This window comes from Acinetobacter sp. LT1, assembly GCF_059800965.1.
On the sequence record NZ_JBBAXE010000015.1, the window covers coordinates 1 to 24,635 of the forward strand.

Here is a 24,635-nt window from a genome sequence, read left to right on the forward strand (position 1 = left end):
GGCAGCAATTGACCTTGCAGGGATTGTTGAGCATGTAACTCTGGTTGAGTTTGACACCAAGCTTCGTGCTGACCAAGTGTTGCAAAACAAATTGCATAGCTTGCCAAACACCACGGTGATTATGAATGCCTTAAGTACAGAAGTGTTAGGCGATGGTTCACAAGTGACTGGTCTTAAATATAAAGACCGTGCGACTGATGAAGAGCATGTGGTCGAGCTTGCAGGGATCTTTGTACAGATTGGTTTATTGCCAAACACTGACTTCTTGAAAGACAGTGAAGTTGAATTAACCAACCGTGGCGAGATCATTGTGAATGACCGCAACGAAACCAATGTGCGAGGTGTATTTGCTGCCGGTGACTGTACCACTGTACCTTACAAGCAAATCATTATTGCTACAGGTGAAGGCGCTAAAGCATCACTCTCTGCGTTTGATTACATCATCCGTTCTGGGCAGTAAAATCGGTCAAAATTATTATTATTTATTTCAAGCCTAGCATTACAAAATGCTAGGCTTTTTTAATACTAGAGTTACAACTTTTTAACAATTTTCGATCTTTATTAATCATTTACTTTATGTTTATATTTTAGACATCCATATTTGGATGCCATGAATTAGAAGGAAAAACACAATGAATAAATTACTTGTTGCTTTAGGTCTTGCTGCGACTGTTGCCCTTGTTGGTTGTAATAAAGATAAAGCTCCAGAAACTGGCGCGACTACAGGTGAACACTTAGAAAATGCTGCTCAACAAGCAAGTGCTGATATCAAATCTGCTGGTGATAAAGCTGCTGACGATATTGCAACTGCAACTGATAATGCTGCTGAGAAGATCGATGCTGCAACCGATCACGCTGCTGATGCGACTGCTAAAGCTGCAGCTGAAACAGAAGCGACTGCACGTAAAGCGACTGCTGATACAGCTCAAGCTGTTGAAAATACCGCTGCTGAAGTGAAAAAAGACGCTCAACACTAATCGTCTTTAGTATAAAAAAGCCCCTATTGATTAGGGGCTTTTTTTGGCTCTTAAAATCTTTTATGAAATTAAGCCTTCGTCACGCATCGCAATTTGTACAGATTGACGCTCTGCAACTTTATTACGTAATGCAATAATGTGCTTATACGGTGTTAAGTCGTGCTCAATTGAGTTTGACCAATTTGTTAAAACAAATAGATAAGCATCTGCTGGACCAAAATTATCATTTACCAAATAATCGTAATCAGATTCAGACAAATAGTTATCGATATATTTTAAAAGACGGTTGATTTCAGCATAAGCTTTGGTTTTTTCATCGCTCGTTAAAGGTGCCCCAAAGAAAACTGCATAAGCATCATGCAATTCAGAGTTCAAATAACCCAACCATTCCAATACTTTCGCACGGCCCATACCCGATGGAGGAATTAAATCCTGCTTAGGATCGTGCTGAGCAAGGAAAGGTAAAATCGCAACGTTCTCAGTTAACATTAAACCAGGGTTAATTTCTAAAGCTGGTACATATCCTTTTGGATTAATCTCGTAATAATCTGCACCTTTTTCTGTTTTATGTGTTTTTAAATTTACTCGTTCTAAGTCAAAATCAACATTAATTTCATTTAAAATAATATGTGCAGCTAAAGAACATGCGCCTGGCGAATAATATAATTTCATATCTGATCCTTGTTATCTCATATTAACGTTTTAAATTGCTTCTAGAAAACCTGCAAGGTTTGCACAATTCTTTAATTGTAAAAAAGCGTAAACTTATAAAATACTTACACCATCTAATATTCTTGAAAAATTTATTCCTTGCAAGTTGTCTTGCGTGACGATTGTTTAAAATATGATAAAACACATTTACGTCACGCAATTTTTCTATTAATTACGTTTAAAAAGCTGGCTAATCCAATTCATTAATTCAGTTAAGAAATCAAAAATACCGTTTTTCTTATCATCATCAGGCTGGCTTGAATCTTTACCATTTAAATCCAGATCAACAATTACCGGATCATGATCCGAAGAGCGATAAGCATCTTCAGCATAGAACAAGGCCTTTTGCTCATCCGTTTTATATTCTTCGTTGTAGTCTAAAACGGTTGGCTCATCTGCATTGATATGCCATGCAAAGGTTCTCACTACTTTTGGATATAGAGCTGCATCAGCAATTGCATGGTCTAAATTACCCGCTCCACCATTTCCATTGGCATCACTCGCAACACCAAATACATAGCTATATGCCTCTGCACCCTGTCCTACCTTAGCGTCATTCAGCAAAACTTTGTAGTTTGCTTTTTCAAATGACAAAATAGGTTCTTCCTTTGCATAACTGTTCATATCCCCTACAAGTAAAGCATTTTGCTTAGGCACTTGGGTCGGATTTTTCGCTAACCATTGCACGATTTGATCTACTGCTTTCACGCGAGTCGGGTTCCAACAACCTTGACCATCTTTTTGGTCTGCATCAGTAGAGCTAGCATCCACCCCACTACAGCTTTTCGATTTCAAGTGATTTGGAATAACGGTAAAGGTTTTATTACCACGAACGGCTTGGAAACTTTGCGCCAATGTTGTTCGGTTCTTGTCGCCTAAATCAAGCACGACAGGTTTATTTAAAGGTTTAACACGCTTGCTGTTATAAATAATAGCAACTGCGATTGCATCACCACCTAAACGGTCTAGATTTCCAGGAACGACGTATTTCCAATCGCTACCTAAAGCACTCGTTAAATGAGCAATTGCACTGTTAGGCCCATAACCATTGTTCGCAATTTCCATTAAACCATAAACATCGGCATCAATCGCTTTTAATGCACTCACAATTTTACGATGCTGTTTATCAAACTCAGCTTGTGTCGTTGCACCGCGCTCCGTTGGGAAACCCGTTGCGCCATTGTCATAGTTCAAAACGTTAAATGAAGCTACACGAATGTGATTAGCATTTTTGGTAATGACATTTTGACGCGGGTTTGTTTGAGTAATTACTTCAGGTTGATTGCGTCCAAGCACTGGTTGCACACGCCAACCATTAAAACGGTATTCTAAAATACCTTCAGCATTTTTAAGTTGATAACCCGAACGTAGCGTATTGGCAGCGCTAAAATTTGTCGGTAACCACGGAGTACGGTTTTGATTGTTATAGCCGTCATCAAAAATAATTTTCGACAATAAATTTTTCTGAGCAAGGGCTTTAGCTTCAGGAGATAACGCCGGATATAAATTAGTCGGAATATATAAACGCCCTAAGCTTAGAGATAATTCACCATAGCGACCATAGTTATAGTTTTCACTTACCGTTAAAGTCTGAGGTAATTTAACCAACATACCTTGATAACGCTGCGGAGAATGGGTTGAACCACCTGTTAAACTAGTAAACGGAAGTTCGAGGCTAATCGGCTGAACCTGATTTACCATATTGCTATTACAAGTTTGAATATCTTGTTGTAATTGATCGATCTGTAGCTGATTTTGATAAGTCGTTAAACGACCACGCAAAATAACTTCATCGCCAACTTGACCACCTTTTACAACGCTGCTATTTGGAACATAAACAAAAATAGCATTACTGACATTCGCACGTGCTTTGGTGTCAGGTGTTTGAACATAAAAACCAGAGAAACCATTGGCATAGCGATAGTCGGCAGTAATTACCCCACGTACGGTATAGCTCTGGTTTTGTGCTGCGGTTGCTAAATCAGCAATTGGTGTATCCGAGCTTGAACAACTCACCGTTTCAACAGGTGGCTGTGTTGTAGAACCCGATAAATTTGAAAAGTCATTTCGATTTGTCCAAGCTGACCATGAACGGTCCAAATCAAATGCTGCAGTTGCATCAATACTTAAAGCTGGGTTCTCAGTTTCAATACGCTTAAAACTATTTCCCAAGCTTGAAACGGCTGTTCCCCATCCTGCTTCTGGTCGCTCACCAATACGCCCAAAACGGTCTACAGGTGTGCCTTTATAAACAAGTACAACGGCATCATCACCGTTAAAAGATAATGCAGCGACCTGATTTACTTTACTACCAAGTTCAGCCTGTAACTCAGAACGACCTACTAAAAACTTCTGCTTACTGGTTAATGACCCTTGTAAACGGAAAGCCGCTGTTTTTGCTGTACCACCATTATTAAATTGTTGAATCTCATAGTCGGCTAAGTTAACTGAAGCGCCATCTGGATTATAAATTTCCAAACCTTTGCGGTTACTACTGCCGTCAACATATTGACTAAACATGAGTTGTGCTTGTGCCCAAGGACTATATGTAAAAGCACCCAGTGCCCCTAATAGCACTGAAAGTGTGCGTAATTGAAAAGTTTTCATGAGTAAATATGTTCATTTGAAATTTATATAGATTCTTAGATTAAATATTGAACATGACATCTACATGAAGAAAAACACCGAAACATTTGACTTGACCAGATGAAGACTTAAAATACCGCATTTGAATTTCAATATTGCCAAGGTTATGTCGATCGATCAGTTAGAAACGCAAATTGCAGACTTAGACAATTTGCCTGAACACCGTGAAATTGTGACGTTTATGCGTCGTTCAGCACCCCTTAATACGTCTCAACGCACGGCATTAGAACAACATCGCGATTTAATTTTGGGATATCCTGTTGGTGACTTACGTCAACACTTCGAACATCCAGAACGTCCTTTAACTGTTGAAATCGGTTTTGGTATGGGTCGTTCATTAGTGCTTATGGCAAAAGCCAATCCTGAACGCAACTATGTGGGTATTGAAGTCCACGTACCTGGTATTGCTCAGTGTCTTTATGAAGCAGGTATGGCAGAACTTAAAAACTTACGTGTACTTGATGCAGACGCGATTCAGGTTTTACGTGAAATGCCAGACAATAGCATTAACTGCGTACAACTTTACTTCCCAGACCCTTGGCAAAAGAAACGTCATTTCAAACGCCGTTTTGTTATTCATGAGCGTATGCAATTGGTTGAACAGAAACTTGAGCTTGGTGGTACATTCCATGCAGCAACAGACTGGGAACCGTATGCTGAATGGATGCTTGATATTTTAGACAACCGTCCAGACCTTGAAAACTTGGCAGGTAAAGGCAACAGTTACCCACGTCCAGAATGGCGCCCAGTGACTAAGTTTGAACGCCGTGGTATTGAGTCAGGCCATAAAATTAATGACTTTATCTTTAAAAAGATTAAGTAAATAATAAAAAAGGCTTAGTAATAAACTAGGCCTTTTCTTTTTTATATAAAAAGAAATTAAATATATCTGATCTATAGTATTTCTTCTTTCTAATTAATAATTGCCAATCTAAGCGAATCTAGCTATTTATAGAAACTGGTACTTGCCACACTAAAAATACTAAGGACACCACATGTTAAAAATTTTAGGGCGCGATAACTCCATTAATGTACGCAAAGTCTTATGGTTGTGCGAAGAACTAAATCTTGAATATGAAAGAGAAGATTGGGGACGAGGCTTTCGCTCCGCTCAATCACCTGAATATTTACAATTAAACCCAAATGGGCAAATTCCTGTTGTTTTAGATGGCGATTTAGTCCTTTGGCAGTCCAACAGTATTATCCGTTATTTGGCAAATGCTTACGATAAAGAACATCAGCTTTACCCTACTCAAGCGAAAGAAAGATTCTTTGTTGATCAGTGGATTGATTGGCAAGCCATCGAACTGAATAACAGCTGGACTTATACAATTATGTCTCTCTTGAGACATTCTCCAGATCATCAAGATCCAAACTTATTAAAACAAGGTATTGATGACTGGAATCATCATATACAGATTCTCGATCAACAACTTGAAAAAACTCAGGCCTATGTTGCTGGTTCACAATTTAGCTTGGCCGATATTCCAATTGGTCTGTCTGTACAACGCTGGAAGGCCACTCCTTTTGACCATCCAACGCTTAAGCATGTCGACCAATATTTTGAACGTTTAAATCAACGTGCGGGTTTCTTAAAATGGGGCAATAACGGCGAACCTTAATTTTGAGCAAGCTTTAGTCCGAGTGATGGCGCTTCACGATGCCATCACTTAAAAGTTGATAGACCTGTTTTAAATCATCCCGCTCTGCTTGAGCCAATAAGTCTTGATGCATTGCCAAGATATTCTGATCTCCTCTTACAGCAGGCCCAGTTTGCATTTGCTTAGGATCATTTTCAGTCGCTTTTTTTGCTGTTTCTATAATTAAAGGATAGAGCAAGCTAAAGTCGACCTGCTCTTTATCTACTACCTGCTTTGCCATATCAAAACAATAGTTACTAAAGTTACAAGCGAATACAGCCGCTAAATGCAAAGTTAAACGTTGTTTTGAGGTATATTGATATACTCGACTGCTTAGGCTATTTGCTAAATTTAAAAGTAGTTTTTGATCGGCATCTGTTACCGCTTCAACAAATAATGGTGTGGCTTGCCAATTGACGTCTCTTTCAAAGCTAAATGTCTGTAATGGATAAAATACCCCTGCTTTTTCATGTACCTGACTGATGACTTCAATATCAGTACTACCCGAAGTATGGACAATAAGTGTATCAGGAAAGAATTCATGAACTTGTTTTACAATATCTGCAATTGCACTGTCTGAAACCGCTAAAATGATAAGATCAGTTGATTGGAATTGTTGAAGTGACTGACATGCTTTTGCCTGAAACTGCTCTGCAAACTTTTGGGTTTTCTCAAAATCACGCGCATACACTTGTACGATGTGATGACCTTGAGCCAACAGTACCTTTGCTAAATGAAAGGCAACTCGCCCACTTCCAACCAAACTGATTCTCATATTAATCCAACACTATTTGTTTCAACAAAAAAGCTTCTCAAAATGAGAAGCTTTTTTCAAATTAAAATATCTAATTTTTCATAAATCAGAATATTATTGAGCTACTGAAAACTCAATACGACGGTTTTTAAAACGTCCTTCTTCTGTTGTATTCTCTGCAACAGGCTGATCAGAGCCATGACCTTGTGCAACTAATTTAGACCCGTCTACACCTTTAGATGTTAAATAGTCGACTACTGCTTGAGCACGGCGTTGTGATAAAGCTTTATTTGCCGCAGCGTTGCCTGTTGAGTCGGTATGACCACCCACATTTAATTTCACACCACTGACTTTATTTAAAAGTGTTGCAGCTTGATCAAGAATAGCTTTGTTGTCTGCTGGAATATCGCTTGAGCCACTCGCAAAGTTAATGATTTGCAAGTTAAGTGCTTTTACTAATGCATTTACATCGACATTATTCGGATCAATTGAGCCTAAAGCAGTTTGCGAAGCAGTTAAGCTATTGCTTACAGATTGCTCAGCTGTTTCTGGTGCAGTAGAAACAACTTCAGTGTGAGGAACAAGAGCTTTTACTTTTGCGGTTAATGCTGCTAACGCTGCTGCATCACCTGCTTTCAAAGTAATTTTGTCACCTATCCATTCTAAAGATGCATTTGGCACACCTTTTAAGGCACCAAGCACGCCAGCAAGTGCATCTTTATCTGTAAATCCAGCCGCATAAGTTTGACTGGTATCAACGTTACAGTCTTGAGTTGATGAGAAAACCTGCTTAACTTGAGTTTGTAGTGTTGCTAAGAATCCTTGATCGCCAATACCTGCCTGACACTGGCTAACAGCACCTTTATCATCTGTGCTTAAGGTTAAACTCGCAGGTGCAGCTGCGGTAGTAGCCTCAACACCACTGGCAGCTGTTGGTTCAGGTGCTGGCACAGCTTCTTTATGCTGGCAAGAACGCCATAACCAAGCAATGATAAGACCCAAAATAATTAAGGCAATAATAGGGAGGAACCCACGAGATTTGCCTGTTTTTTCACTGGCTGCAGCTAATGGTGGGGCTGCTGAAGTTGCATGTGGAACTGAAGATAAACCTGCACCAAGTCCTAAAGGAGCTAATAGACCTACTGCCCATCCCGGTAAATGCGAACGAATAGTATCTGCATGCTGACGTAAATAATTTACAATACTCTGTTGATCATTTCCGGCAACGTCCGAAATTGCATTAAGACTAGGTTTAATTGCACTGTTGAGTGTACTTTCTATTTCATTATTTGGTGCCGTACCGCTTAAGTGAGTAAGTACAGTATTCTTGATTTGGTCATTATGAGAAAAAAGGTCTGATAATGAGGGAGCCAAACTGTTTTTTAATTGTCCAATAAGATCAGGTTTAGCAGCTAATAGTGAAAGCAAAATTGGATAAAACTTAGATAAAGCATTCGATTTTTCGCCTAGGTATCCATCCTGATTATCTAATATTGTTGATGATACTTTTTCTTTAAGCAGTTCTATAGGGTTTATCGACATTGGTTATTCTCCCGAATTTTATACGTCGTAACCAGCAACTTTTGATTATTCAAATACTTCTCTTTGCTGATAGTTTTTTATTCTAATGTGCGCTCAATCTTTTGTTGTTTTTTAAATAATTTATATACAAATTTCCATCTAGTATTTACAAAACAGGCAGATCTTATTGATCTACCTGTTTATATTTTAAATTTACTTTAAATAACCGTTTTATCAGTTAGCAAAAGTTTGAAGTACTTTACCGCTAAGGTTTTGACCCAGCAATGGAGTATTTTTCCCTTGTGATAAAATTGTGTCTTTGCTTACTGTCCAGTTTAATTCAGGATCTACTAATACCCATCCTGCTTCATCTTCCCAACGCGTAGTCATATTGGCAACCTGCGCAGGTACGCTAGTCACTTTTTCAACCCACTCTAAAGGTTCAAATAAACCTTCATTAATGAGCTGAATGCCTAAAGATACATAAGTATCAAAAGCAGTAATGCCCGGTTGAGTTTCAGCAAATGGTGCCATTTTTGCTGAACTGCTTAAAGGCTCATGATGCGTACAAATTGCATCAATCACGCCTTCTTTTAAACCTTGACGTAAAAGTTCTTTATCTTGCTCAGAACGCAATGGTGGACGAACATGCGCAAGTGAATTGAAACCATCAGTTAAGTGTTCAGTTAAATGCAATTGATGCATTGCTACATCGGCAGTCACAGGTAAACCTTTTGCTTTTGCTGCGCGGATTAATTCAACCGATGCACCGCAAGATAACAAACCAAAGTGAGCTTTTACGCCAGTCGCTTCAATCATAAGCAGATATTTTGCAATCGCTACGGTTTCTGCAATTGCAGGAATCATTGGTAAACCTTGACGTGATGCAATAAAGCCTTCGTGTGCACATCCGTCTTTAGCAATCTGTGGTTCTTCAGCATAAAACACAACCGTTAAACCAAGACCCGCTGCATATTCCAAGGTACGAATAACTACATCGTCATTTTCAAAAGCAGCATTTGCATTAGAAACAGCAGTACAACCGCCTTTTTTCAGGCCCGCCATATTTGCAGGTTGTTTACCATTTAAACCTTGGGTTTGAGCACCAATGATATGCATGTGAATGCCCCCATCATGCCATGCCTTTTCAATCAAGCCATGAATGAGAGCACCGTTGTCTTGTACAATCGGCTTTGAATCAGGTGGTGTAATAACATGCAAAATACCATTGGCACGTGCTGCCTTACCTTCCGATTTCAATGTCCCATGTTGCTGTTGACCCGGTTCACGCAAACGCGCGCATAAATCAACCATGGTTGGCATTAACCATTTACCTTGGCCGTCAATGGTTTGCTCCACTTGCTCTACAGGAGCAACCAACTTTCCATTTTCAATATATACAGTTTGTACGCTGTCTGTTTTTTGGATTGGGTCTAACACACGTACATTTTCAATTTTTACAATACTCATGTGATCCATTCCTTACAACGTAATCGCTTCAATTAAACCTTGCTCTTGGAGTTGGCCTTGCATTGATAACGCCAATACGGCCATACGAACTGCAATACCATTGGTTACTTGTTTCAAAATAACCGACTGATCTCCATCAGCAACACTTGAATCAATTTCTACACCACGGTTCATTGGTCCCGGATGCATCACAATGCAATCTGGTTTAGCTAAACCAAGACGTTCTTTGTTTAAACCATACATTCTGTAGAATTCAGACTGTGAAGATAACGCTGGAGAGTCAATACGTTCGTTTTGAATACGTAAGGCAATAATCACATCACAATCGGTAATGCCTTCATCCATCTTGTTAAACAAGCGAACGTGCTCGCCATATTCCGAAAAGCCCACTGGCAATAATGTATTCGGTGCAATCACACGAATATCTTTACAACCTAGAGTTTGTAATGCAGCTACATCCGAACGTGCTACACGAGAGTGTTTAATGTCCCCGATAATAGCAACGCTTAAATCTTCAAATGGTTTTTTAGTTTCACGGCGAATAGTCAGCATATCAAGCATCGCTTGCGTCGGATGAGCATGACGTCCATCCCCTGCATTAATAATCGCGACCTTTGGACATACATCTTTAGCAATGAAATGTGCAGCACCCGAAGATGAATGGCGAACAACAAAGATATCCGCTGCCATTGCTTCAAGGTTCCAGAGCGTATCGCGCAGAGTTTCACCTTTTGAAGTACTTGAACGAGCAATATCAATGTTCAGTACATTGGCAGACAAACGTTTTGCTGCTGCTTCAAAAGTAGTACGGGTACGTGTGGAGTTTTCAAAGAAGAGATTCATAACCGTCAATCCCTCTAAGAGCGGACGGTTAATTAAATTATTATTATCGTCTAAAAAGCTTTGTGCGGTATCTAAAATCTTGGTGAGGTTTTCTTTTGAAAGTCCCTCAATCGTTAAAAAATGTTTTAAATTTCCGTCTTGATTGAGCTGAACCTGGCTCGGTTGATGCAACGCTGCAATATGCATAATGGATTCCTATGGGTCGAATCGCGAAAACGTGCATAGTGTAGCTGAATTCCGCTCTTTTCGCAGAAGAACTTTACAGAATAAGGCCCTAAATTGACCAGAAAATTTAGAACCTTATTGGCAATTACCTTAATGCACCAATGTAATGGTGCGGAACTTGTGCCCGATAAATATCCTCAGCGGTAATTTCCGACTCTTCATCGACTTTAACAACAGCGATTTTTTCTTTTTGAGAAGGCTCCTCTGGTATTGTATCAACCAACGATTTCAATCGCTCAACACTTCGTTTTAATTCGTCATCCTCTGATTCTAGTGCCAGCGCAATGACATATTTTGCATAATCTTTATTTTGGACAACGTACATTGCATCTATTACCCGCCCCGTCACCCTACGCATGCGTACATATATTTGTGTCGCTACTGAGAAAGCATCCGCATTAGCAATAAAACCATTCCCCATCATGTCTTTCATTTATAATTACCCCATCAATTTAAAATAATAAAATGGTTAAAAACTGGCTATGTTTGTTAATTAAATAACCATTGATAGGACTGAGTTAGCAAAATACATACCACTTTAATTGTTTTAATCTTTAAAAATCAGTTTATTGGTTGGATTATGATAGGTTGCAATAATTTAAAAACCTTTACACATCAAAATAAGTTAAACTTTGCATCGTTAATATTTATATGTTTTGGTCAATCGAGTTTATGAATACCTCTTTACGTTTAAACCACTATTGGATTACTTGTGCTGATGGTTTAGAAGCCCTCTTACAAGAAGAAATAGAACAGCTTGGCACCAAAGTGACAGAACGTAAAGCAGGACGTTTAATCATTGAAGGAACGCTTGAACATGCTTATCGCATCTGTATGTGGTCGCGTCTTGCTTCTCGTGTTTTATTGCCTATTCATACTTATGAACTCGAACATACACATGATGCGCGTGATGTAGCAGAAGAGCTTTATGAAGGTGCGATTAGTTTTGACTGGTCACTTATTTTTGCACCACAAAGTACCTTCGCTATTCGCTTACATGCAGAACGTGAAATTAAGGTTAACACTCAATTTGCAACGCTTAGAGCAAAAGATGGTGTTGTAGATTCCTTTATGGAAGCTGTAGGTCGTCGTCCGAGCATTGATACTAAACAACCAGAAATTACGTTATATGTTTTAGCAGGTAAAACTGAGCATACATATTGCCTAGATTTATCAGGTGATTCATTACATAAACGTGGTTACCGTCGTTATATGACGGATGCGCCAATTAAAGAAAACCTTGCTGCGGCAATCTTACAAAAAGCTCAGCTTCAACAGCGCAACCCAGAAATTGTGCTCGACCCGATGTGTGGTTCAGGTACATTTATTATTGAAGCATTAATGATTTTAACTGACCGTGCACCAGGCCTTGTTCGCCGTTTTGGTTTTAATGGTTGGCATGGTCATGACCGTGAACTTTGGCTTTCACTTAAAGCTGAAGCAGCAGAACGTCACGAAAAGGCGCTTGAATTACCTTTACCTAAATTTTATGCCTACGATGCAGACTGGGAAGCTGTCAAAGCTACTCGTGAAAATATTATTGCGGCAGGCTTTGAAAAAGTATTAGGTCAAATTCAGATTGAAGAACGTACTTTAGCGGACTGGCCTGATTTTTCAGCTGAAGGCAAAACTGCATTTATTGTGACTAACCCTCCATATGGTGAACGTTTAGGTGATAAAGCATCTAACCGCTCTCTTTACTTAGGTTTATCTGCACTTCTACAAAAACATTTCCCAAATCAATATGCAGCAATTATTGCAGCTCAAATTGAACAAGCCGATGTTTTAGCATTTGAAGCGCCTGAAACCTTACGTTTAATGAATGGTAAGTTACCGATTTACATTCGCTTTGGTTCAATTAAGCCTGAAAAAGTAACTCAGCCATTCTTAGCAACTTGGCAAGTTCAACCTATTGAAATGGAAGAAGCTCAAGATTTTGCCAACCGTTTGCAAAAAAATATGACTGCCTTGAAAAAATGGGCAACGAAAGAAAATGTTTATTGCTTACGTTTGTATGATGCAGACTTACCTGACTTTAACGTCGCTGTTGACTTATACGGCGATCGCTTACACGTTCAGGAATATGCACCACCAAAAACAATCGATCCTGAAAAAGCAAAAAAACGTTTTAATTTAGCACTCGCTGCAATTCGTGCTGTTACTGGTTTAAACCGCGATGCTATCTTCATTAAGACACGTGCGCGCCAAACTGGTACAAATCAATATACAAAACAAAGCACAGCTTCAAAACGTTTTATCGTTCAGGAAGGTAAAGCTAAAATTTTAGTTAACCTGACAGATTACCTAGATACAGGTTTATTCCTCGACCACCGTCAAATGCGTTTACGTATTGCTCAAGAAGCTCGTGGTAAGCACTTCTTGAACTTATATAGCTACACCTCTACAGCAAGCTTACATGCGGCTTTAGGCGGTGCTGCAAGCACGACAAGTGTAGACTTATCTAATACCTACTTAAGCTGGTCAAAAGAAAACTTCGTTTTAAATGGCCTGACTGTAGATCACGCAGATGAACAGCACATGTTCTTTGCGAGTGACTGTTTTGAGTGGTTAAAAGAAGGTCACGAACAATATGACCTTATTTTTATCGATCCACCGACATTCTCAAACTCTAAAAAGTTCTATGGTACTTTCGACGTCCAACGTGACCATGTTTCACTCATTAAACGTGCAATGAACCGTTTAAATAGTGAAGGAACGCTCTATTTCTCAAACAACTATCGTGGTTTTGAAATGGATGAAGAGATCGAAGCTATTTTTCAGGTTGAAGAAATCACTTCTGAAACCATTGGCCCTGATTTTAAACGTAATCAGAAAATCCACCGTGCATGGAAAATTCAGCATCCTGGTCTAGATCAATATTAATAAGATTAGAGGTTATTATTACTTCACGGTAATAATAACCTCGCCATGAACATTTCTTGATTCAAAATCATATTTGGTAAATCGGTCTGCTCTTTCCGGTAATGCCATCATTTCTAGTTTCTTCTTTTCCTTACTATCGATAACATGGTTTTGTTTTTGTTCTTGATAAGGTGAAAGTACACTTGTTCTAAGTGCATCCCATCGAACTTGTTGTAAATAATTATCCCCTAACACCTGACGTGCTTGTTGTTGTTCTATCATTGGTTTCTTAGCATCGTCTTGAGCTTTCGCAATAATCACAGGTAAAGCTGCATTTACTGCCCCTGTTTGTGTTGCTAAGGCCCCTTCACTTAGAGGCTGTGCAGCCCATACATTGATGGGTATTAGCGAAATAAAACCTAAAATACACAGCGCAGGTCCTTGTTTATTGTTCATTGCATTTATCCTAAATTGTTATTGTTCGTTATATCGAACAAAATTAACAATTTTTTAAACATGTCGCAATGTTATAAATAGACTTCCCGACAATTAACATTGATCATTTTAAAACCTGAACTATTACACAAGCATTTAGTGAATATTCAAGTTGTTTTATAGATTTTTATCTCAGACTTGTACGACACTGCTAAATCACTTACTGTAATTTTATAATTTATCTGTAAATTGATTTTATTTATAAATAAACACCATTCGAGGTGAAATAATGCTTCAGCAGTGCTGCCAACTATTAGAAGATCGCCAGCTCAAAGTTGCTTTTATTGAGAGTGCGAGTTCGGGTTATTTAACAAGTCAGTTTTCTATTCACAAAAATAGTGGTGCAGATATTTTACTAGGTGGCTTAGTTAGCTACGACCCAAGCATTAAAATTAGTATTTTAAATATCGATCCAAAGTTAATAAAGACTTACACAGCAGAGTCACCGCAAGTCACAGAGGAAATGTGTAGGCTGGGTCAAAGCTTATTTCAACAAGCTGATATTATTGTCAGTTGTACTGGGCTATTAAAATCTGGCGGAAGTGAAACCCCAGAAAAACCTGTGGGCACCTTTTTTATTTGCATTTCTTACCAACAGCATATTTATCATTATCGTTATTTTTTATCTGGTCACTCAGAACAAAAGTTAAAGACATTAACTCAGAAAGTTTCAGATGCCATAATTGCTTTACTCACATCAACCATAAAAACTGATTCAACATAAAAAAAGAGAATATGTTTCCATATTCTCTTTTCGGTTTTAGCAGAAAAAGCTTAACTGAGTTTCATTTTATCGAAGACTAAATGCCCATTTTCGCCTTTAACTAGAATAGTATCACCTGCGACAAAATCACCCGACAAGATTTTTTGTGCTAATGTGTTTTCAATCTGTTGTTGAATCGCACGTTTTAATGGACGCGCGCCATAGACAGGATCGAAACCAGCATCAATCAATAAATCAAAAGCGGTATCATCTACAGTTAGACTCATGTCACGATCAACAAGACGCGAACGTAATCGATCCAACTGAATATCGGCAATACCACGAATTTGTGCTTTTTTGAGTGAATGGAAAATCACAAGCTCATCAATCCGGTTAATAAATTCCGGACGGAAATGCTGACTTACCGCATTCATTACAATGGTACGCACTTCATCGTCTGTTGCACCCTCACCTAGCTCACGTACATCTTGTGAACCTAAGTTCGAAGTCATCACAATTACCGTATTTTTAAAGTCTACTACTCGACCTTGTGAATCGGTTAAGCGGCCATCGTCCAATACTTGGAGCAAGATATTGAATACATCTGGATGTGCTTTTTCAACCTCATCAAACAACACCACGCTATATGGCTTACGGCGAACAGCTTCAGTTAAAACACCACCTTCTTCATAACCGACATATCCTGGAGGTGCGCCAACCAAACGGCTAACAGAATGTTTCTCCATGAATTCACTCATGTCGATACGAATCATGGCATCATCACTGTCAAACAAGAAGTTAGCTAAAGCTTTAGTCAACTCAGTTTTACCAACACCTGTTGGACCCAAGAACAAGAATGATCCACTAGGACGATTCGGGTCAGACAAACCGGCACGTGAACGGCGAACAGCATTCGATACCGCAACAACTGCTTCATCTTGACCTACAACACGGTCATGTAAAAACTCTTCCATATTAAGGAGTTTTTCACGCTCGCCTTGCATCATTTTAGCAACCGGAATACCTGTTGCAGCACTAACAACTTCAGCAATTTCATTTTCAGTTACTTTAGTACGAATGAGTTTTGGCTCTTCGTTCTCCTCTGCAACTTCATCTTGCTCCAGTTGTTTTTGCAACTCTGGAATTACGCCATACTGTAAACGTGCTGCCTCAGCCAAATCACCTTCACGCTGAGCTTTCTCAAAAGCAATACGCGCTTTATCAAGTTCCACCTGAGCCTGTTTAGTACCTTCTACCAAAGTTTTTTCAGACTTCCAGATTTCTTCAAGATCGTTGTATTCTTTCTCGACTTCAGCAATCTGTTTTTCAAGATGAGTGACTTCAGCTTTACTGCCGACATCTTCATCTTTTTTCACAGCTTCCAATTGCATTTTCAACTGGATTAAACGGCGATCGAGCTTATCAAGTGCTTCAGGTTTAGAGTCAATCTCCATTTTAATACGAGAAGCTGCCTCATCAATCAAATCAATTGCCTTGTCTGGTAATTGACGATCAGTGATGTAACGATGAGACATTTTCGCCGCAGCAATAATCGCAGAGTCTAAAATTTGCACACCATGGTGAGTGGCATATTTTTCTTTGAGTCCACGTAAAATTGCAATCGTATCTTCAACACTTGGCTCATCAACTAGCACTTTTTGGAAACGACGCTCTAAAGCTGCATCTTTTTCAATATATTGACGATATTCATCTAAGGTCGTCGCACCCACACAGCGCAATTCACCACGAGCCAACGCAGGTTTTAACATATTACCTGCATCCATCGCGCCATCACCTTTACCTGCACCTACGAGTGTATGTAACTCATCAATAAACAGGATGATTTCGCCTTCGTGTTTTGCCAAGTCTTTTAAAACAGCTTTTAAACGTTCTTCAAACTCACCACGATATTTAGCACCAGCCAGTAATGAACCTAAGTCGAGGGATAAAACACGTTTATTTTTTAATCCCTCTGGCACTTCACCATTCACAATACGCTGTGCCAAACCTTCAACAATAGCGGTTTTACCTACGCCCGGCTCACCAATAAGAACAGGGTTGTTTTTGGTACGACGCGATAACACCTGAATGGTACGGCGAATTTCATCGTCACGCCCAATGACAGGATCAAGTTTTCCAGATAAAGCACGCTCTGTTAAATCAATCGTATATTTATTAAGTGAGTCACGTTGGTCTTCGTGATTATTACTCATGACTTTGTCATTACCTCGAATATGTTCAATTACTTTGCGTAAGCTGTCGGGAGTTACACCTACCGCACTTAAAATATTTTTAGTTTCGCCTGTCTCTGCCAAACCTAATAAAACCCAGTCAGTTGATAAAAATTCATCACCTGCCTTTTGCGCATATCTGTCTGCCAAATTAAGCGCTTTAACGGCTTCTGGGTTTAAGTTGACATCACCCGTTGGGTTGGCAATTGTCGGCGCATCTTTTATAGCCTGTTCAAGTTTTTGTTTAAGTTCAGGTAACCGTGCACCTGCTTGTTGCAACAAACTAATATTTGATGGCTCTTCTAACAAGGTAGACAAAATATGAATACCTGCGATAGCGGTATGGTCTTTACCCATCGCTAAAGATTGAGCATCTGAGAGGGCTTGCTGCAAGCGGTTTGTAAATTTCTCAAAACGCATTCTTGTTATTCCTCACAACAAATTTGTACTTGTCTAATAGATGGGAACACTTCTTCGGATTTCAAATAAATTTTTATATATTTTTCATAATGTTATAAAAATAACAATGAGTAAAACTCCATTATAATATGGGATTGTTTTGTATATATTTCAAGTACAGTTCAGCTACATTTTATTAAAATGATTGAATATTTAGATTCATGCTTATTCTTATTACGCTTTTCACAAACTCTTCATTGAGAATTTAGTGATTAAGCTTTAGTTTATCTTGCTAGTTTCCTACTCGTTTTGAAATGAAAATGCACTTTAAACACATTATATTAACAACAACTTGTCTTTTTACTTCGGCACTAGCAATCGCTCAGCTTCCACAAGACTCCAGACGACCTGGTGGAATTGCAGTTGTTCCTCTAAGTACTGATATTACTCAGGTCACTTTTCAACAAAAGCCTGTTTTAATTAGCCAAGAAGGTCAGCAGCGTTATGCCGTGCTTGGTATTCCTTTATCTACTCCAATCGGCAGTATTCAACTCGACACAAATAAAGCCCCGATTCAAATAGAAGTTAAGTCTTATCCTTACGCAGAACAGCGGATTAAAGTCACGAACCAAGATTATGTGAACCCTAATCAAAGTCAATTAGACCGCTACGCTCAAGAAGCAAAAGAACAAAATGATGTGTATACCTCATTTACACAGAGCTCATGGCAAACCCTACCTACATTTATACGCCCGACTTCAGGGAAATTTAGCAACTCTTTTGGAAGAAAACGCTTCTTTAACGGCGAGGGACGCGCGCCTCACTCAGGTCTAGATATTCCTGCGCCAGTAGGACAAAAAGTTGTTGCTCCCGCAGATGGTGTGGTTATCCAAACTGGATCTTATTTTTTTAATGGACAAACCGTGTTGATTGATCATGGCCAAGGCTTAGTCAGCATGTTCTGCCATTTAAGCGCAATTAAAGTAGAGAAAGGCCAACATATCCGCCAAGGAGAAACACTAGGTTTAGTAGGCAAAACAGGACGCGTGACAGGCCCTCATCTGCATTGGGGCATGAGCCTTAATAATGCTCGGGTAGATCCTCAGCTTTTTCTAAATACAGCTCGTTAATTTAAAGCTTTACGAAAATACTTTGGCGCTTCGACATAGCCTTCTCTTAGGTAAAATCGATGTGCCAAAGGTCTTTGCATTCCTGAATGCAGTTCCATTCGATCACACCCTCGGCGTCTGGCTTGTTGCTCAGCCTCCTTTACGAGTAAATGCCCTACACCTTTGCTACGCATATTCTCATCAACACACAGATAGCATATTTTGGCAAAGTCACCTTGTAAGGCAATTTGCGGAATAAAGTAGAGAGATAAAAAACCATAAATTTTACCCCTCTCTTCAGCAATCAAAATTTGTGAATTAGAGTCATTATGGAGTATCTCAAATTTTTCTTGAATAAGAGCAAAAGGCTGTGGGTATCCCATCTGTTTAAGTAGATCACATATAGCTTGAGTATCTTTTGATTTAGCAGAACGAATATTCATCTTTCTTCTCCCTATTATTTTTTAGTTATTTTTGACAATAAAAAAGCCAACTCTCATGTCAGCTTTTTTTAATTTCTAGTTAGCAAAAAAATGCCTTATTCCGCTTCAATAATTTCGAAGTCATGTGTAATTTCAACACCACCGTCAGAAAGCATTTTACTTGCTGAACAATATTTCTCGGCAGACAATTCAACTGCTTTTGCAACCTGCTTTTCTTTCACAGCTTTACCAGTTACCACAAAATGTAAGTGGATTTTAGTAAACACAGCCGGAATTGCGTCAGCACGCTCAGCTTTTAAATTACATACAACATTCGTCACATCTTGGCGAGATTTCTTTAAAATAGTCACAATATCAAACGAAGCACACCCACCAAGTCCCATTAATATCAATTCCATAGGACGTGGACCACGGTTTTCACCACCATACTCAGGTGAGCCGTCCATGATGACACTATGCCCACTATCCGATTTCGCTTCAAAAGCAACATTCTCTAGCCAATGTACACTTGTTTGCATTGCAACTACCCAAAAAAAATTATAAATTTAAGCAGGGTCTGTTGACATTTCATCTATGGATTGCGTTATAGCTAAAAATTAATCCAAATAAGACGCAAAACCCAGACAATGGCAATCCTTTGTCCAGTTTTGTAATAAAGTTTGTGAAATTTCAGCCATAATCTGAGTTGCAATTAAAGCAGCGCAGGCATAGCGCAAGACCAAGTTATTTTGTACGTTCCATTGTTAAGATCTATTTATTTAGAATGGCTAAATTTCATAGTTCTTATTTGGTACGTCTAAAAGAATTGTCTTATGTTGCAACCATCTGTGAAATGTCAACAGGCCCTTGTTTTGTACACTAACATAAAATGAGTTGATAAGGAATTTCATCTCTTCTGTGTAATAGCTCATCTCGAGCTTGTGTGAATTGTTTACCCTATTCGGAACATATTAAGCATGACTTCAAATTTTTCACAACTCAGCACAGATGCTTTATCTCCGGGGCAACTACCTGAATCCGTTAAAGCATTGTTAAAACGTGCTCACATCAACAGATATCCAAAACGAACCACAATTGTTGATGCCGGAACAGAGTCAAAATCTTTATATTTAATTTTAAAAGGCTCAGTTTCAATTATTTTGCGTGAAGATGACGAACGTGAAATTGTTGTTGCGTATTTAAATCCGGGCGATTTCTTTGGGGAAATGGGGCTTTTCGAACCGAACCCTCAACGTACAGCCGAAGTTCGAACTCGTGATGTCTGTGAAATTGCAGAGATCTCTTATGACAACTTCCACGAACTCAGCAAACAATACCCAGACTTAAGCTATGCTGTTTTTGCACAATTAGTTCGCCGTCTAAAAAATACGACCCGTAAAATGACAGATCTTGCGTTCATTGATGTGTCTGGTCGTATTGCACGTTGCTTAATCGATCTATCTTCTCAACCAGAAGCAATGATTTTGCCGAATGGTCGTCAAATTCGTATTACTCGTCAAGAAATTGGCCGTATTGTTGGATGTTCACGTGAGATGGTTGGCCGTGTACTCAAAACCTTAGAAGATCAAGGTATGATCCAAACTGATGGTAAAGCCATTCTTATTTTTGATGCATCATTAGAAGAAAACACTGTTTCTGATGATGACTACGACGATGAAGAATAATATTCATTAAATTTTTAATAAAAAGCAAACTTCGGTTTGCTTTTTTTATATGCAACAATGAGTTAATACACAAAACTTACAAACTATTCTAATTTTATGATTTAAGTTGAATACATATTCTCCGTTAGGCTAACTCAAAATTTCCAAGGATTCCGCTGTATGCAATTTAACCCACTTAGTCGCACAGGCCTTAAACTTCCAGAAATTTGTTTAGGCACCATGACATTTGGTGAGCAAAACTCCCAACAAGAAGCTTTTGAACAACTCAATTACGCCTTGGCCAATGGTTTATATTTTTGGGATACGGCAGAGATGTATTCTGTTCCACCAAAACCTGAAACTTATGGCGCAACTGAAACAATTATTGGCAATTGGTTTGCCCAAAATGGACAACGTGACAAAGTCTTTCTCGCATCTAAAATTGCAGGTCCTGGCTTTGGAGGAACACACATCCGAGAAGGCAATACACGCTTTAACAGTGATCATATTGCCAAAGCTCTAGATGGATCACTTAAACGCCTCCAAACGGACTATATCGACCTTTATCAACTGCATTGGCCTGAACGTCATACCAACTTTTTTGGTACGCTCGCTTATGGTAATCACCAAGCTGAAAATGATTACGACACAACACCTCTAGAAGAAACATTACTCGCTCTACAAGAAGAGATTAATCGCGGGCGCATTCGCTATATTGGTTTATCAAATGAAACCCCGTGGGGCACTATGAAATTTTTACATTTAGCCGAAAAGCTAGGTGTCAGTAAATTTGTAAGTGTTCAAAACCCTTATAGTCTTCTTAACCGTACTTATGAAATAGGTATGTCAGAGATTGCTAAATATGAGGATGTCGGATTGCTCGCCTACTCTCCTCTGGCTTTTGGTTACCTAACTGGCAAGTTTAGAAATGGTGCACGTCCCGCTAATGCTCGTGTGACACTATTCCCTCGCTTTAGCCGCTACAGTAACCCTCAAAGTGAGTGGGCAACTGAACAATATGCACAGCTAGCAGAAAAGCATGGACTAAGCTTAACTCAGATGGCCTTAGCTTTTATTAAACAACAGTTCTTTGTGACCAGCACAATTATTGGTGCCACTAATTTAGATCAACTCAAAGAAAATATTCAGGCATTTGAGATTGAATTACCAAGTGAAGTTCTAAAAGGTATTGAGGCCATCCATACTCAACAGCCCAACCCTGCTCCTTAAATAAAAAACGGATGCTTAAGCATCCGTTTTCTTTATCTATATAAAATTTACATCTTATTTACGGCTATTATAAACTGCCATTGCCGCAGGTAAGTTTTTACGCATATCACCAATACGTTGTGAGTTAGATGGGTGAGTAGACAAGAAGGATGAACCACCGCCACCTTCAAGCTTATTCATTTTTTCCCAAAGCGTAATCGCTGCATTTGGATTATAGCCTGCACGCGCCATCAACATTAAACCACCTTGGTCAGCACGACTTTCCAAGCTACGAGAATATGGTAAGCCCACACCCACTTGTGTACCTAACTGAGCAGCAGCAGTACCGAGTTGGCCTACATTATTACCCGCATAGCTTAAACCGATACCTAGAGCTAAATCAGTTAAAGCTTGTGCACCGATTTTACTTTTTGCATGCTCTTCTAAAGCATGTGTCATTTCATGTCCCATAACAGCTGCAATTTCAGCATCTGTCAGGTTCAATTTATTCACAATACCTGTATAGAACACGACCTTGCCACCAGGTGCAACGTAAGCATTAATCGTATCTGATTTCAACACCGCTAACTGCCAGCTAAATGGTTGACCAGTCTGATTCATCTGGTTGGCATATGGTTTTAAACGGTTGAATACAGCATTAATACGGTTATATGTACTAGAGCTTGTATCGAGAGCACCCTTACCACGTGCTTCCTGCACCATCTTATTAAAACCTTGAGCAGATTGAGCATTTAAGGTTGCAGTATCTGCACCAGCCATGTCCGCTACTGTTGCACAGCCAGAAATGGTCATCACACTTGCTGCACACAAGCTTAAAAAGAGTTTTTTATTCATAACACAGATCACCTAAATCGATAAAAAGCTGTTTATTCTTTTGCACTTATTATAAGAAATACCACTCATGCTTTGAATGTCTCATTTCTCCATGATCATAGTATTTATGTAACGATCAAGTAGATAAAGTCATCAAATAAATCCAGAAAATTAAACAGATTACATTTAAACCCAGATAAACATGACTTAAGGTTTTAACTTTCTCTTCAAGATTAGGACTTTCCCTTTTCCAGAGTAAATAACTATTTTGTATGAGTACAACAGGAATTAACACACATGCGAACAAAACCGACAAGCTCATAAAAGCTGTCATAAAGAAATCTTCATGATATTCCTGTCCATAAATAACCAACATCGCCAGCGTGGGTGAACCACCAATAGCAAATAAAAAAGAATAAAAAATTGTTTTTGAAATAGTTGGTTGCAGCTTCATCCTGAGCCCATCCTTCCTTATCTATATATAATGTTTTAATCTGAATCTAATAAAACGAAAACTGCACTTTAGTCGGGTATAAAAAAAGCCCCCTTTCAGGAGGCCTTTTTAATCTTTGCTAATTAAGCAGAGAATGGATGACGTAAAACAATTGTTTCTGCACGATCTGGACCAGTTGAAACGATATCAATCGGACATTCGATTAATTGTTCAATACGCTTAACATAAGCCAAAGCATTTGCTGGTAATTGATCGATACTAGTTAAACCAACAGTCGACTCGCTCCAACCAGGCATAGTTTCATAGATTGGCTTCAAGCATTCAAAAGAAACCGCATCTGAAGAACCTACACAACCTGAATCTGTATTTTCATAACCTACACAGATTTTTACTTCTTCCAAACCATCTAAAACGTCAAGTTTAGTTAAGCAAATACCTGAAAGTGAGTTTACATCTACAGAACGGCGAAGAATTTCAGCATCAAACCAACCACAACGACGTTGACGGCCAGTAGAAGCACCAAATTCATGACCAACTGTACCAAGGTGTTTACCAATTGGGTCACCAGAATCAGCAGCGGCATCGTAAACCAATTCAGTTGGGAATGGACCAGCACCTACACGTGTTGTATAAGCCTTAGTAATACCTAATACATAATCTAGATGTAAAGGTCCCATACCTGAACCAGAGCTTACGCCACCAGCAGTTGTATTTGAACTTGTAACATACGGATAAGTACCGTGGTCAATGTCTAGAAGTGAGCCTTGAGCTCCTTCAAACATTACAGCCTTACCTTCTTTGCGATAGTCGTGCAACACTTTAGTAACGTCAATTACTAATGGAGCAAGCACTTCACGCCATTGGTTGCAAAGAGCCAATACATCTTCAAATTTAACAGCTTCTACACCGTAGAACTGAGTTAATTGGAAGTTATGTAACTCAAGCATTTCTTGAAGTTTTTCTTCTAACGCTGCACCACCACGAACAAGGTCAGCAACACGCACTGCACGGCGAGCCACTTTATCTTCGTATGCAGGACCAATACCACGACCTGTAGTACCGATTTTAGCATTACCACGTTTCTTCTCACGTGCCTGATCAAGTGCAATGTGGTTAGGCAAAATGAGTGGACAGTTTGGAGAAATACGTAGACGTTCTTTAACAGGAACACCTTCCGCTTCCAAAATTCCCATTTCTTCAATTAACGCGGCTGGTGAAAGTACTACACCATTACCAATTAAGCACAATACGTTTTCACGTAAAATGCCTGATGGAATGAGGTGCAATACAGTCTTTTTACCACCTACGACAAGAGTATGACCTGCGTTATGTCCGCCTTGATAACGTACTACCGCAGCCGCCTGATCTGTGAGCAGGTCGACGATTTTACCTTTACCTTCGTCGCCCCATTGGGTACCAAGTACCACAACATTTTTGCCCATAATAGCCTCATTACATCATGCTGT

The 24,635-nt window shown here is 39.2% G+C and carries 24 protein-coding genes; 9 read left to right on the forward strand and 15 right to left on the reverse strand.

The genetic code is table 11. The annotated features are described in order from the left end of the window. On the forward strand, positions 1-460 hold a 460-nt coding region (locus WBW42_RS14255), incomplete at its 5' end, for an FAD-dependent oxidoreductase (RefSeq protein WP_336735282.1). Between the two features lie 172 nt (positions 461-632). Next, positions 633-977, forward strand: a complete 345-nt coding sequence (locus WBW42_RS14260; protein WP_002121546.1) for a hypothetical protein — start codon at positions 633-635, stop codon at positions 975-977. A gap of 60 nt (positions 978-1,037) precedes the next feature. On the opposite strand, the gene WBW42_RS14265 is transcribed toward WBW42_RS14260, so the two are convergent. Continuing rightward, positions 1,038-1,649 carry a glutathione binding-like protein gene (locus tag WBW42_RS14265; protein ID WP_032056733.1) on the reverse strand — a complete coding sequence of 204 codons (612 nt, stop codon included), beginning with the start codon at positions 1,647-1,649 and terminating at the stop codon, positions 1,038-1,040. A 207-nt stretch (positions 1,650-1,856) separates the two neighbouring features. Further along, the gene (locus tag WBW42_RS14270; protein ID WP_032056734.1) at positions 1,857-4,295 is read right to left on the reverse strand and encodes an ExeM/NucH family extracellular endonuclease; all 2,439 of its coding nucleotides are present in this window, start codon (positions 4,293-4,295) and stop codon (positions 1,857-1,859) included. Between the two features lie 145 nt (positions 4,296-4,440). On the opposite strand from WBW42_RS14270, the gene trmB reads away from it, so the two are divergent. After that, a complete protein-coding gene (gene trmB / locus WBW42_RS14275) occupies positions 4,441-5,157 on the forward strand; it encodes a tRNA (guanosine(46)-N7)-methyltransferase TrmB (RefSeq protein WP_032056735.1) in 717 nt (238 codons plus the stop codon). A gap of 172 nt (positions 5,158-5,329) precedes the next feature. Further along, positions 5,330-5,956: a glutathione S-transferase family protein gene (locus WBW42_RS14280; protein WP_032056736.1), complete on the forward strand. Its 627-nt coding sequence runs from the start codon at positions 5,330-5,332 to the stop codon at positions 5,954-5,956. A gap of 13 nt (positions 5,957-5,969) precedes the next feature. On the opposite strand, the gene WBW42_RS14285 is transcribed toward WBW42_RS14280, so the two are convergent. The 5 genes from WBW42_RS14285 to WBW42_RS14305 all read right to left on the reverse strand — a co-directional run bounded on the left by WBW42_RS14285 (position 5,970) and on the right by WBW42_RS14305 (position 11,220). Next, entirely contained in the window at positions 5,970-6,749 is a 780-nt protein-coding gene (locus WBW42_RS14285; RefSeq protein WP_032056737.1) for a Rossmann-like and DUF2520 domain-containing protein, read from the reverse strand. Between the two features lie 93 nt (positions 6,750-6,842). After that, entirely contained in the window at positions 6,843-8,270 is a 1,428-nt protein-coding gene (locus tag WBW42_RS14290; protein WP_032056738.1) for an OmpA family protein, read from the reverse strand. Positions 8,271-8,483: 213 nt separating this feature from the next. Continuing rightward, positions 8,484-9,719: a dihydroorotase gene (locus WBW42_RS14295; protein ID WP_032056739.1), complete on the reverse strand. Its 1,236-nt coding sequence runs from the start codon at positions 9,717-9,719 to the stop codon at positions 8,484-8,486. Positions 9,720-9,731: 12 nt separating this feature from the next. Beyond that, positions 9,732-10,748 carry an aspartate carbamoyltransferase catalytic subunit gene (locus WBW42_RS14300; protein ID WP_002121555.1) on the reverse strand — a complete coding sequence of 339 codons (1,017 nt, stop codon included), beginning with the start codon at positions 10,746-10,748 and terminating at the stop codon, positions 9,732-9,734. A 124-nt stretch (positions 10,749-10,872) separates the two neighbouring features. Then, entirely contained in the window at positions 10,873-11,220 is a 348-nt protein-coding gene (locus WBW42_RS14305) for a hypothetical protein (RefSeq protein WP_032056740.1), read from the reverse strand. 239 nt (positions 11,221-11,459) lie between these two features. On the opposite strand from WBW42_RS14305, the gene rlmKL reads away from it, so the two are divergent. Beyond that, a complete protein-coding gene (gene rlmKL / locus WBW42_RS14310) occupies positions 11,460-13,670 on the forward strand; it encodes a bifunctional 23S rRNA (guanine(2069)-N(7))-methyltransferase RlmK/23S rRNA (guanine(2445)-N(2))-methyltransferase RlmL (protein ID WP_032056741.1) in 2,211 nt (736 codons plus the stop codon). Positions 13,671-13,688: 18 nt separating this feature from the next. On the opposite strand, the gene WBW42_RS14315 is transcribed toward rlmKL, so the two are convergent. Continuing rightward, positions 13,689-14,105: a hypothetical protein gene (locus tag WBW42_RS14315; protein WP_032056742.1), complete on the reverse strand. Its 417-nt coding sequence runs from the start codon at positions 14,103-14,105 to the stop codon at positions 13,689-13,691. 268 nt (positions 14,106-14,373) lie between these two features. Between WBW42_RS14315 and WBW42_RS14320 the strand changes: the two genes are divergently transcribed. Next, on the forward strand, positions 14,374-14,868 hold the full coding sequence (locus tag WBW42_RS14320) for a CinA family protein (RefSeq protein ID WP_032056743.1): 495 nt from the start codon (positions 14,374-14,376) through the stop codon (positions 14,866-14,868). A 50-nt stretch (positions 14,869-14,918) separates the two neighbouring features. On the opposite strand, the gene clpB is transcribed toward WBW42_RS14320, so the two are convergent. Further along, positions 14,919-17,498, reverse strand: coding sequence for an ATP-dependent chaperone ClpB (clpB, locus tag WBW42_RS14325; RefSeq protein ID WP_005070314.1), 2,580 nt, complete (start codon positions 17,496-17,498; stop codon positions 14,919-14,921). 299 nt (positions 17,499-17,797) lie between these two features. Between clpB and WBW42_RS14330 the strand changes: the two genes are divergently transcribed. Further along, positions 17,798-18,607 (forward strand): M23 family metallopeptidase, encoded by an 810-nt coding sequence (locus tag WBW42_RS14330; RefSeq protein WP_032056744.1) that lies wholly within the window; start codon positions 17,798-17,800, stop codon positions 18,605-18,607. Here the strand turns inward: WBW42_RS14330 and WBW42_RS14335 are convergent. The 3 genes from WBW42_RS14335 to WBW42_RS14345 all read right to left on the reverse strand — a co-directional run bounded on the left by WBW42_RS14335 (position 18,604) and on the right by WBW42_RS14345 (position 19,745). Then, entirely contained in the window at positions 18,604-19,029 is a 426-nt protein-coding gene (locus WBW42_RS14335; RefSeq protein WP_032056745.1) for a GNAT family N-acetyltransferase, read from the reverse strand. The two genes, WBW42_RS14330 and WBW42_RS14335, sit on opposite strands and share 4 nt — an antisense overlap. Before the next feature lie 95 nt (positions 19,030-19,124). Continuing rightward, positions 19,125-19,547, reverse strand: coding sequence for an OsmC family protein (locus tag WBW42_RS14340; RefSeq protein ID WP_002121528.1), 423 nt, complete (start codon positions 19,545-19,547; stop codon positions 19,125-19,127). A gap of 78 nt (positions 19,548-19,625) precedes the next feature. Further along, the gene (locus WBW42_RS14345) at positions 19,626-19,745 is read right to left on the reverse strand and encodes a hypothetical protein (RefSeq protein WP_002121587.1); all 120 of its coding nucleotides are present in this window, start codon (positions 19,743-19,745) and stop codon (positions 19,626-19,628) included. Positions 19,746-19,985: 240 nt separating this feature from the next. On the opposite strand from WBW42_RS14345, the gene crp reads away from it, so the two are divergent. Then, the gene (gene crp / locus WBW42_RS14350; protein WP_005070320.1) at positions 19,986-20,693 is read left to right on the forward strand and encodes a cAMP-activated global transcriptional regulator CRP; all 708 of its coding nucleotides are present in this window, start codon (positions 19,986-19,988) and stop codon (positions 20,691-20,693) included. Between the two features lie 159 nt (positions 20,694-20,852). Continuing rightward, positions 20,853-21,902 carry an NADP(H)-dependent aldo-keto reductase gene (locus WBW42_RS14355; RefSeq protein WP_032056746.1) on the forward strand — a complete coding sequence of 350 codons (1,050 nt, stop codon included), beginning with the start codon at positions 20,853-20,855 and terminating at the stop codon, positions 21,900-21,902. Positions 21,903-21,956: 54 nt separating this feature from the next. Here the strand turns inward: WBW42_RS14355 and WBW42_RS14360 are convergent, their stop codons facing one another. The 3 genes from WBW42_RS14360 to WBW42_RS14370 form a co-directional block, all read right to left on the reverse strand. Next, positions 21,957-22,736, reverse strand: a complete 780-nt coding sequence (locus WBW42_RS14360; RefSeq protein ID WP_002121572.1) for a M48 family metallopeptidase — start codon at positions 22,734-22,736, stop codon at positions 21,957-21,959. Between the two features lie 115 nt (positions 22,737-22,851). Further along, positions 22,852-23,169 carry a hypothetical protein gene (locus WBW42_RS14365; RefSeq protein ID WP_002121533.1) on the reverse strand — a complete coding sequence of 106 codons (318 nt, stop codon included), beginning with the start codon at positions 23,167-23,169 and terminating at the stop codon, positions 22,852-22,854. A gap of 122 nt (positions 23,170-23,291) precedes the next feature. Further along, positions 23,292-24,611: an adenylosuccinate synthase gene (locus tag WBW42_RS14370; protein WP_002121613.1), complete on the reverse strand. Its 1,320-nt coding sequence runs from the start codon at positions 24,609-24,611 to the stop codon at positions 23,292-23,294. Positions 24,612-24,635: the final 24 nt, after the last annotated feature.

Bases quoted from the DNA above. Each gene is read 5' to 3' on its own strand.
- WBW42_RS14260 (WP_002121546.1), top strand. From the start codon at position 633: ATGAATAAATTACTTGTTGCTTTAGGTCTTGCTGCGACTGTTGCCCTT.
- WBW42_RS14265 (WP_032056733.1), bottom strand. From the start codon at position 1,649: ATGAAATTATATTATTCGCCAGGCGCATGTTCTTTAGCTGCACATATT.
- WBW42_RS14270 (WP_032056734.1), bottom strand. From the start codon at position 4,295: ATGAAAACTTTTCAATTACGCACACTTTCAGTGCTATTAGGGGCACTG.
- trmB (WP_032056735.1), top strand. From the start codon at position 4,441: ATGTCGATCGATCAGTTAGAAACGCAAATTGCAGACTTAGACAATTTG.
- WBW42_RS14280 (WP_032056736.1), top strand. From the start codon at position 5,330: ATGTTAAAAATTTTAGGGCGCGATAACTCCATTAATGTACGCAAAGTC.
- WBW42_RS14285 (WP_032056737.1), bottom strand. From the start codon at position 6,749: ATGAGAATCAGTTTGGTTGGAAGTGGGCGAGTTGCCTTTCATTTAGCA.
- WBW42_RS14290 (WP_032056738.1), bottom strand. From the start codon at position 8,270: ATGTCGATAAACCCTATAGAACTGCTTAAAGAAAAAGTATCATCAACA.
- WBW42_RS14295 (WP_032056739.1), bottom strand. From the start codon at position 9,719: ATGAGTATTGTAAAAATTGAAAATGTACGTGTGTTAGACCCAATCCAA.
- WBW42_RS14300 (WP_002121555.1), bottom strand. From the start codon at position 10,748: ATGCATATTGCAGCGTTGCATCAACCGAGCCAGGTTCAGCTCAATCAA.
- WBW42_RS14305 (WP_032056740.1), bottom strand. From the start codon at position 11,220: ATGAAAGACATGATGGGGAATGGTTTTATTGCTAATGCGGATGCTTTC.
- rlmKL (WP_032056741.1), top strand. From the start codon at position 11,460: ATGAATACCTCTTTACGTTTAAACCACTATTGGATTACTTGTGCTGAT.
- WBW42_RS14315 (WP_032056742.1), bottom strand. From the start codon at position 14,105: ATGAACAATAAACAAGGACCTGCGCTGTGTATTTTAGGTTTTATTTCG.
- WBW42_RS14320 (WP_032056743.1), top strand. From the start codon at position 14,374: ATGCTTCAGCAGTGCTGCCAACTATTAGAAGATCGCCAGCTCAAAGTT.
- clpB (WP_005070314.1), bottom strand. From the start codon at position 17,498: ATGCGTTTTGAGAAATTTACAAACCGCTTGCAGCAAGCCCTCTCAGAT.
- WBW42_RS14330 (WP_032056744.1), top strand. From the start codon at position 17,798: ATGCACTTTAAACACATTATATTAACAACAACTTGTCTTTTTACTTCG.
- WBW42_RS14335 (WP_032056745.1), bottom strand. From the start codon at position 19,029: ATGAATATTCGTTCTGCTAAATCAAAAGATACTCAAGCTATATGTGAT.
- WBW42_RS14340 (WP_002121528.1), bottom strand. From the start codon at position 19,547: ATGCAAACAAGTGTACATTGGCTAGAGAATGTTGCTTTTGAAGCGAAA.
- crp (WP_005070320.1), top strand. From the start codon at position 19,986: ATGACTTCAAATTTTTCACAACTCAGCACAGATGCTTTATCTCCGGGG.
- WBW42_RS14355 (WP_032056746.1), top strand. From the start codon at position 20,853: ATGCAATTTAACCCACTTAGTCGCACAGGCCTTAAACTTCCAGAAATT.
- WBW42_RS14360 (WP_002121572.1), bottom strand. From the start codon at position 22,736: ATGAATAAAAAACTCTTTTTAAGCTTGTGTGCAGCAAGTGTGATGACC.
- WBW42_RS14365 (WP_002121533.1), bottom strand. From the start codon at position 23,169: ATGAAGCTGCAACCAACTATTTCAAAAACAATTTTTTATTCTTTTTTA.
- WBW42_RS14370 (WP_002121613.1), bottom strand. From the start codon at position 24,611: ATGGGCAAAAATGTTGTGGTACTTGGTACCCAATGGGGCGACGAAGGT.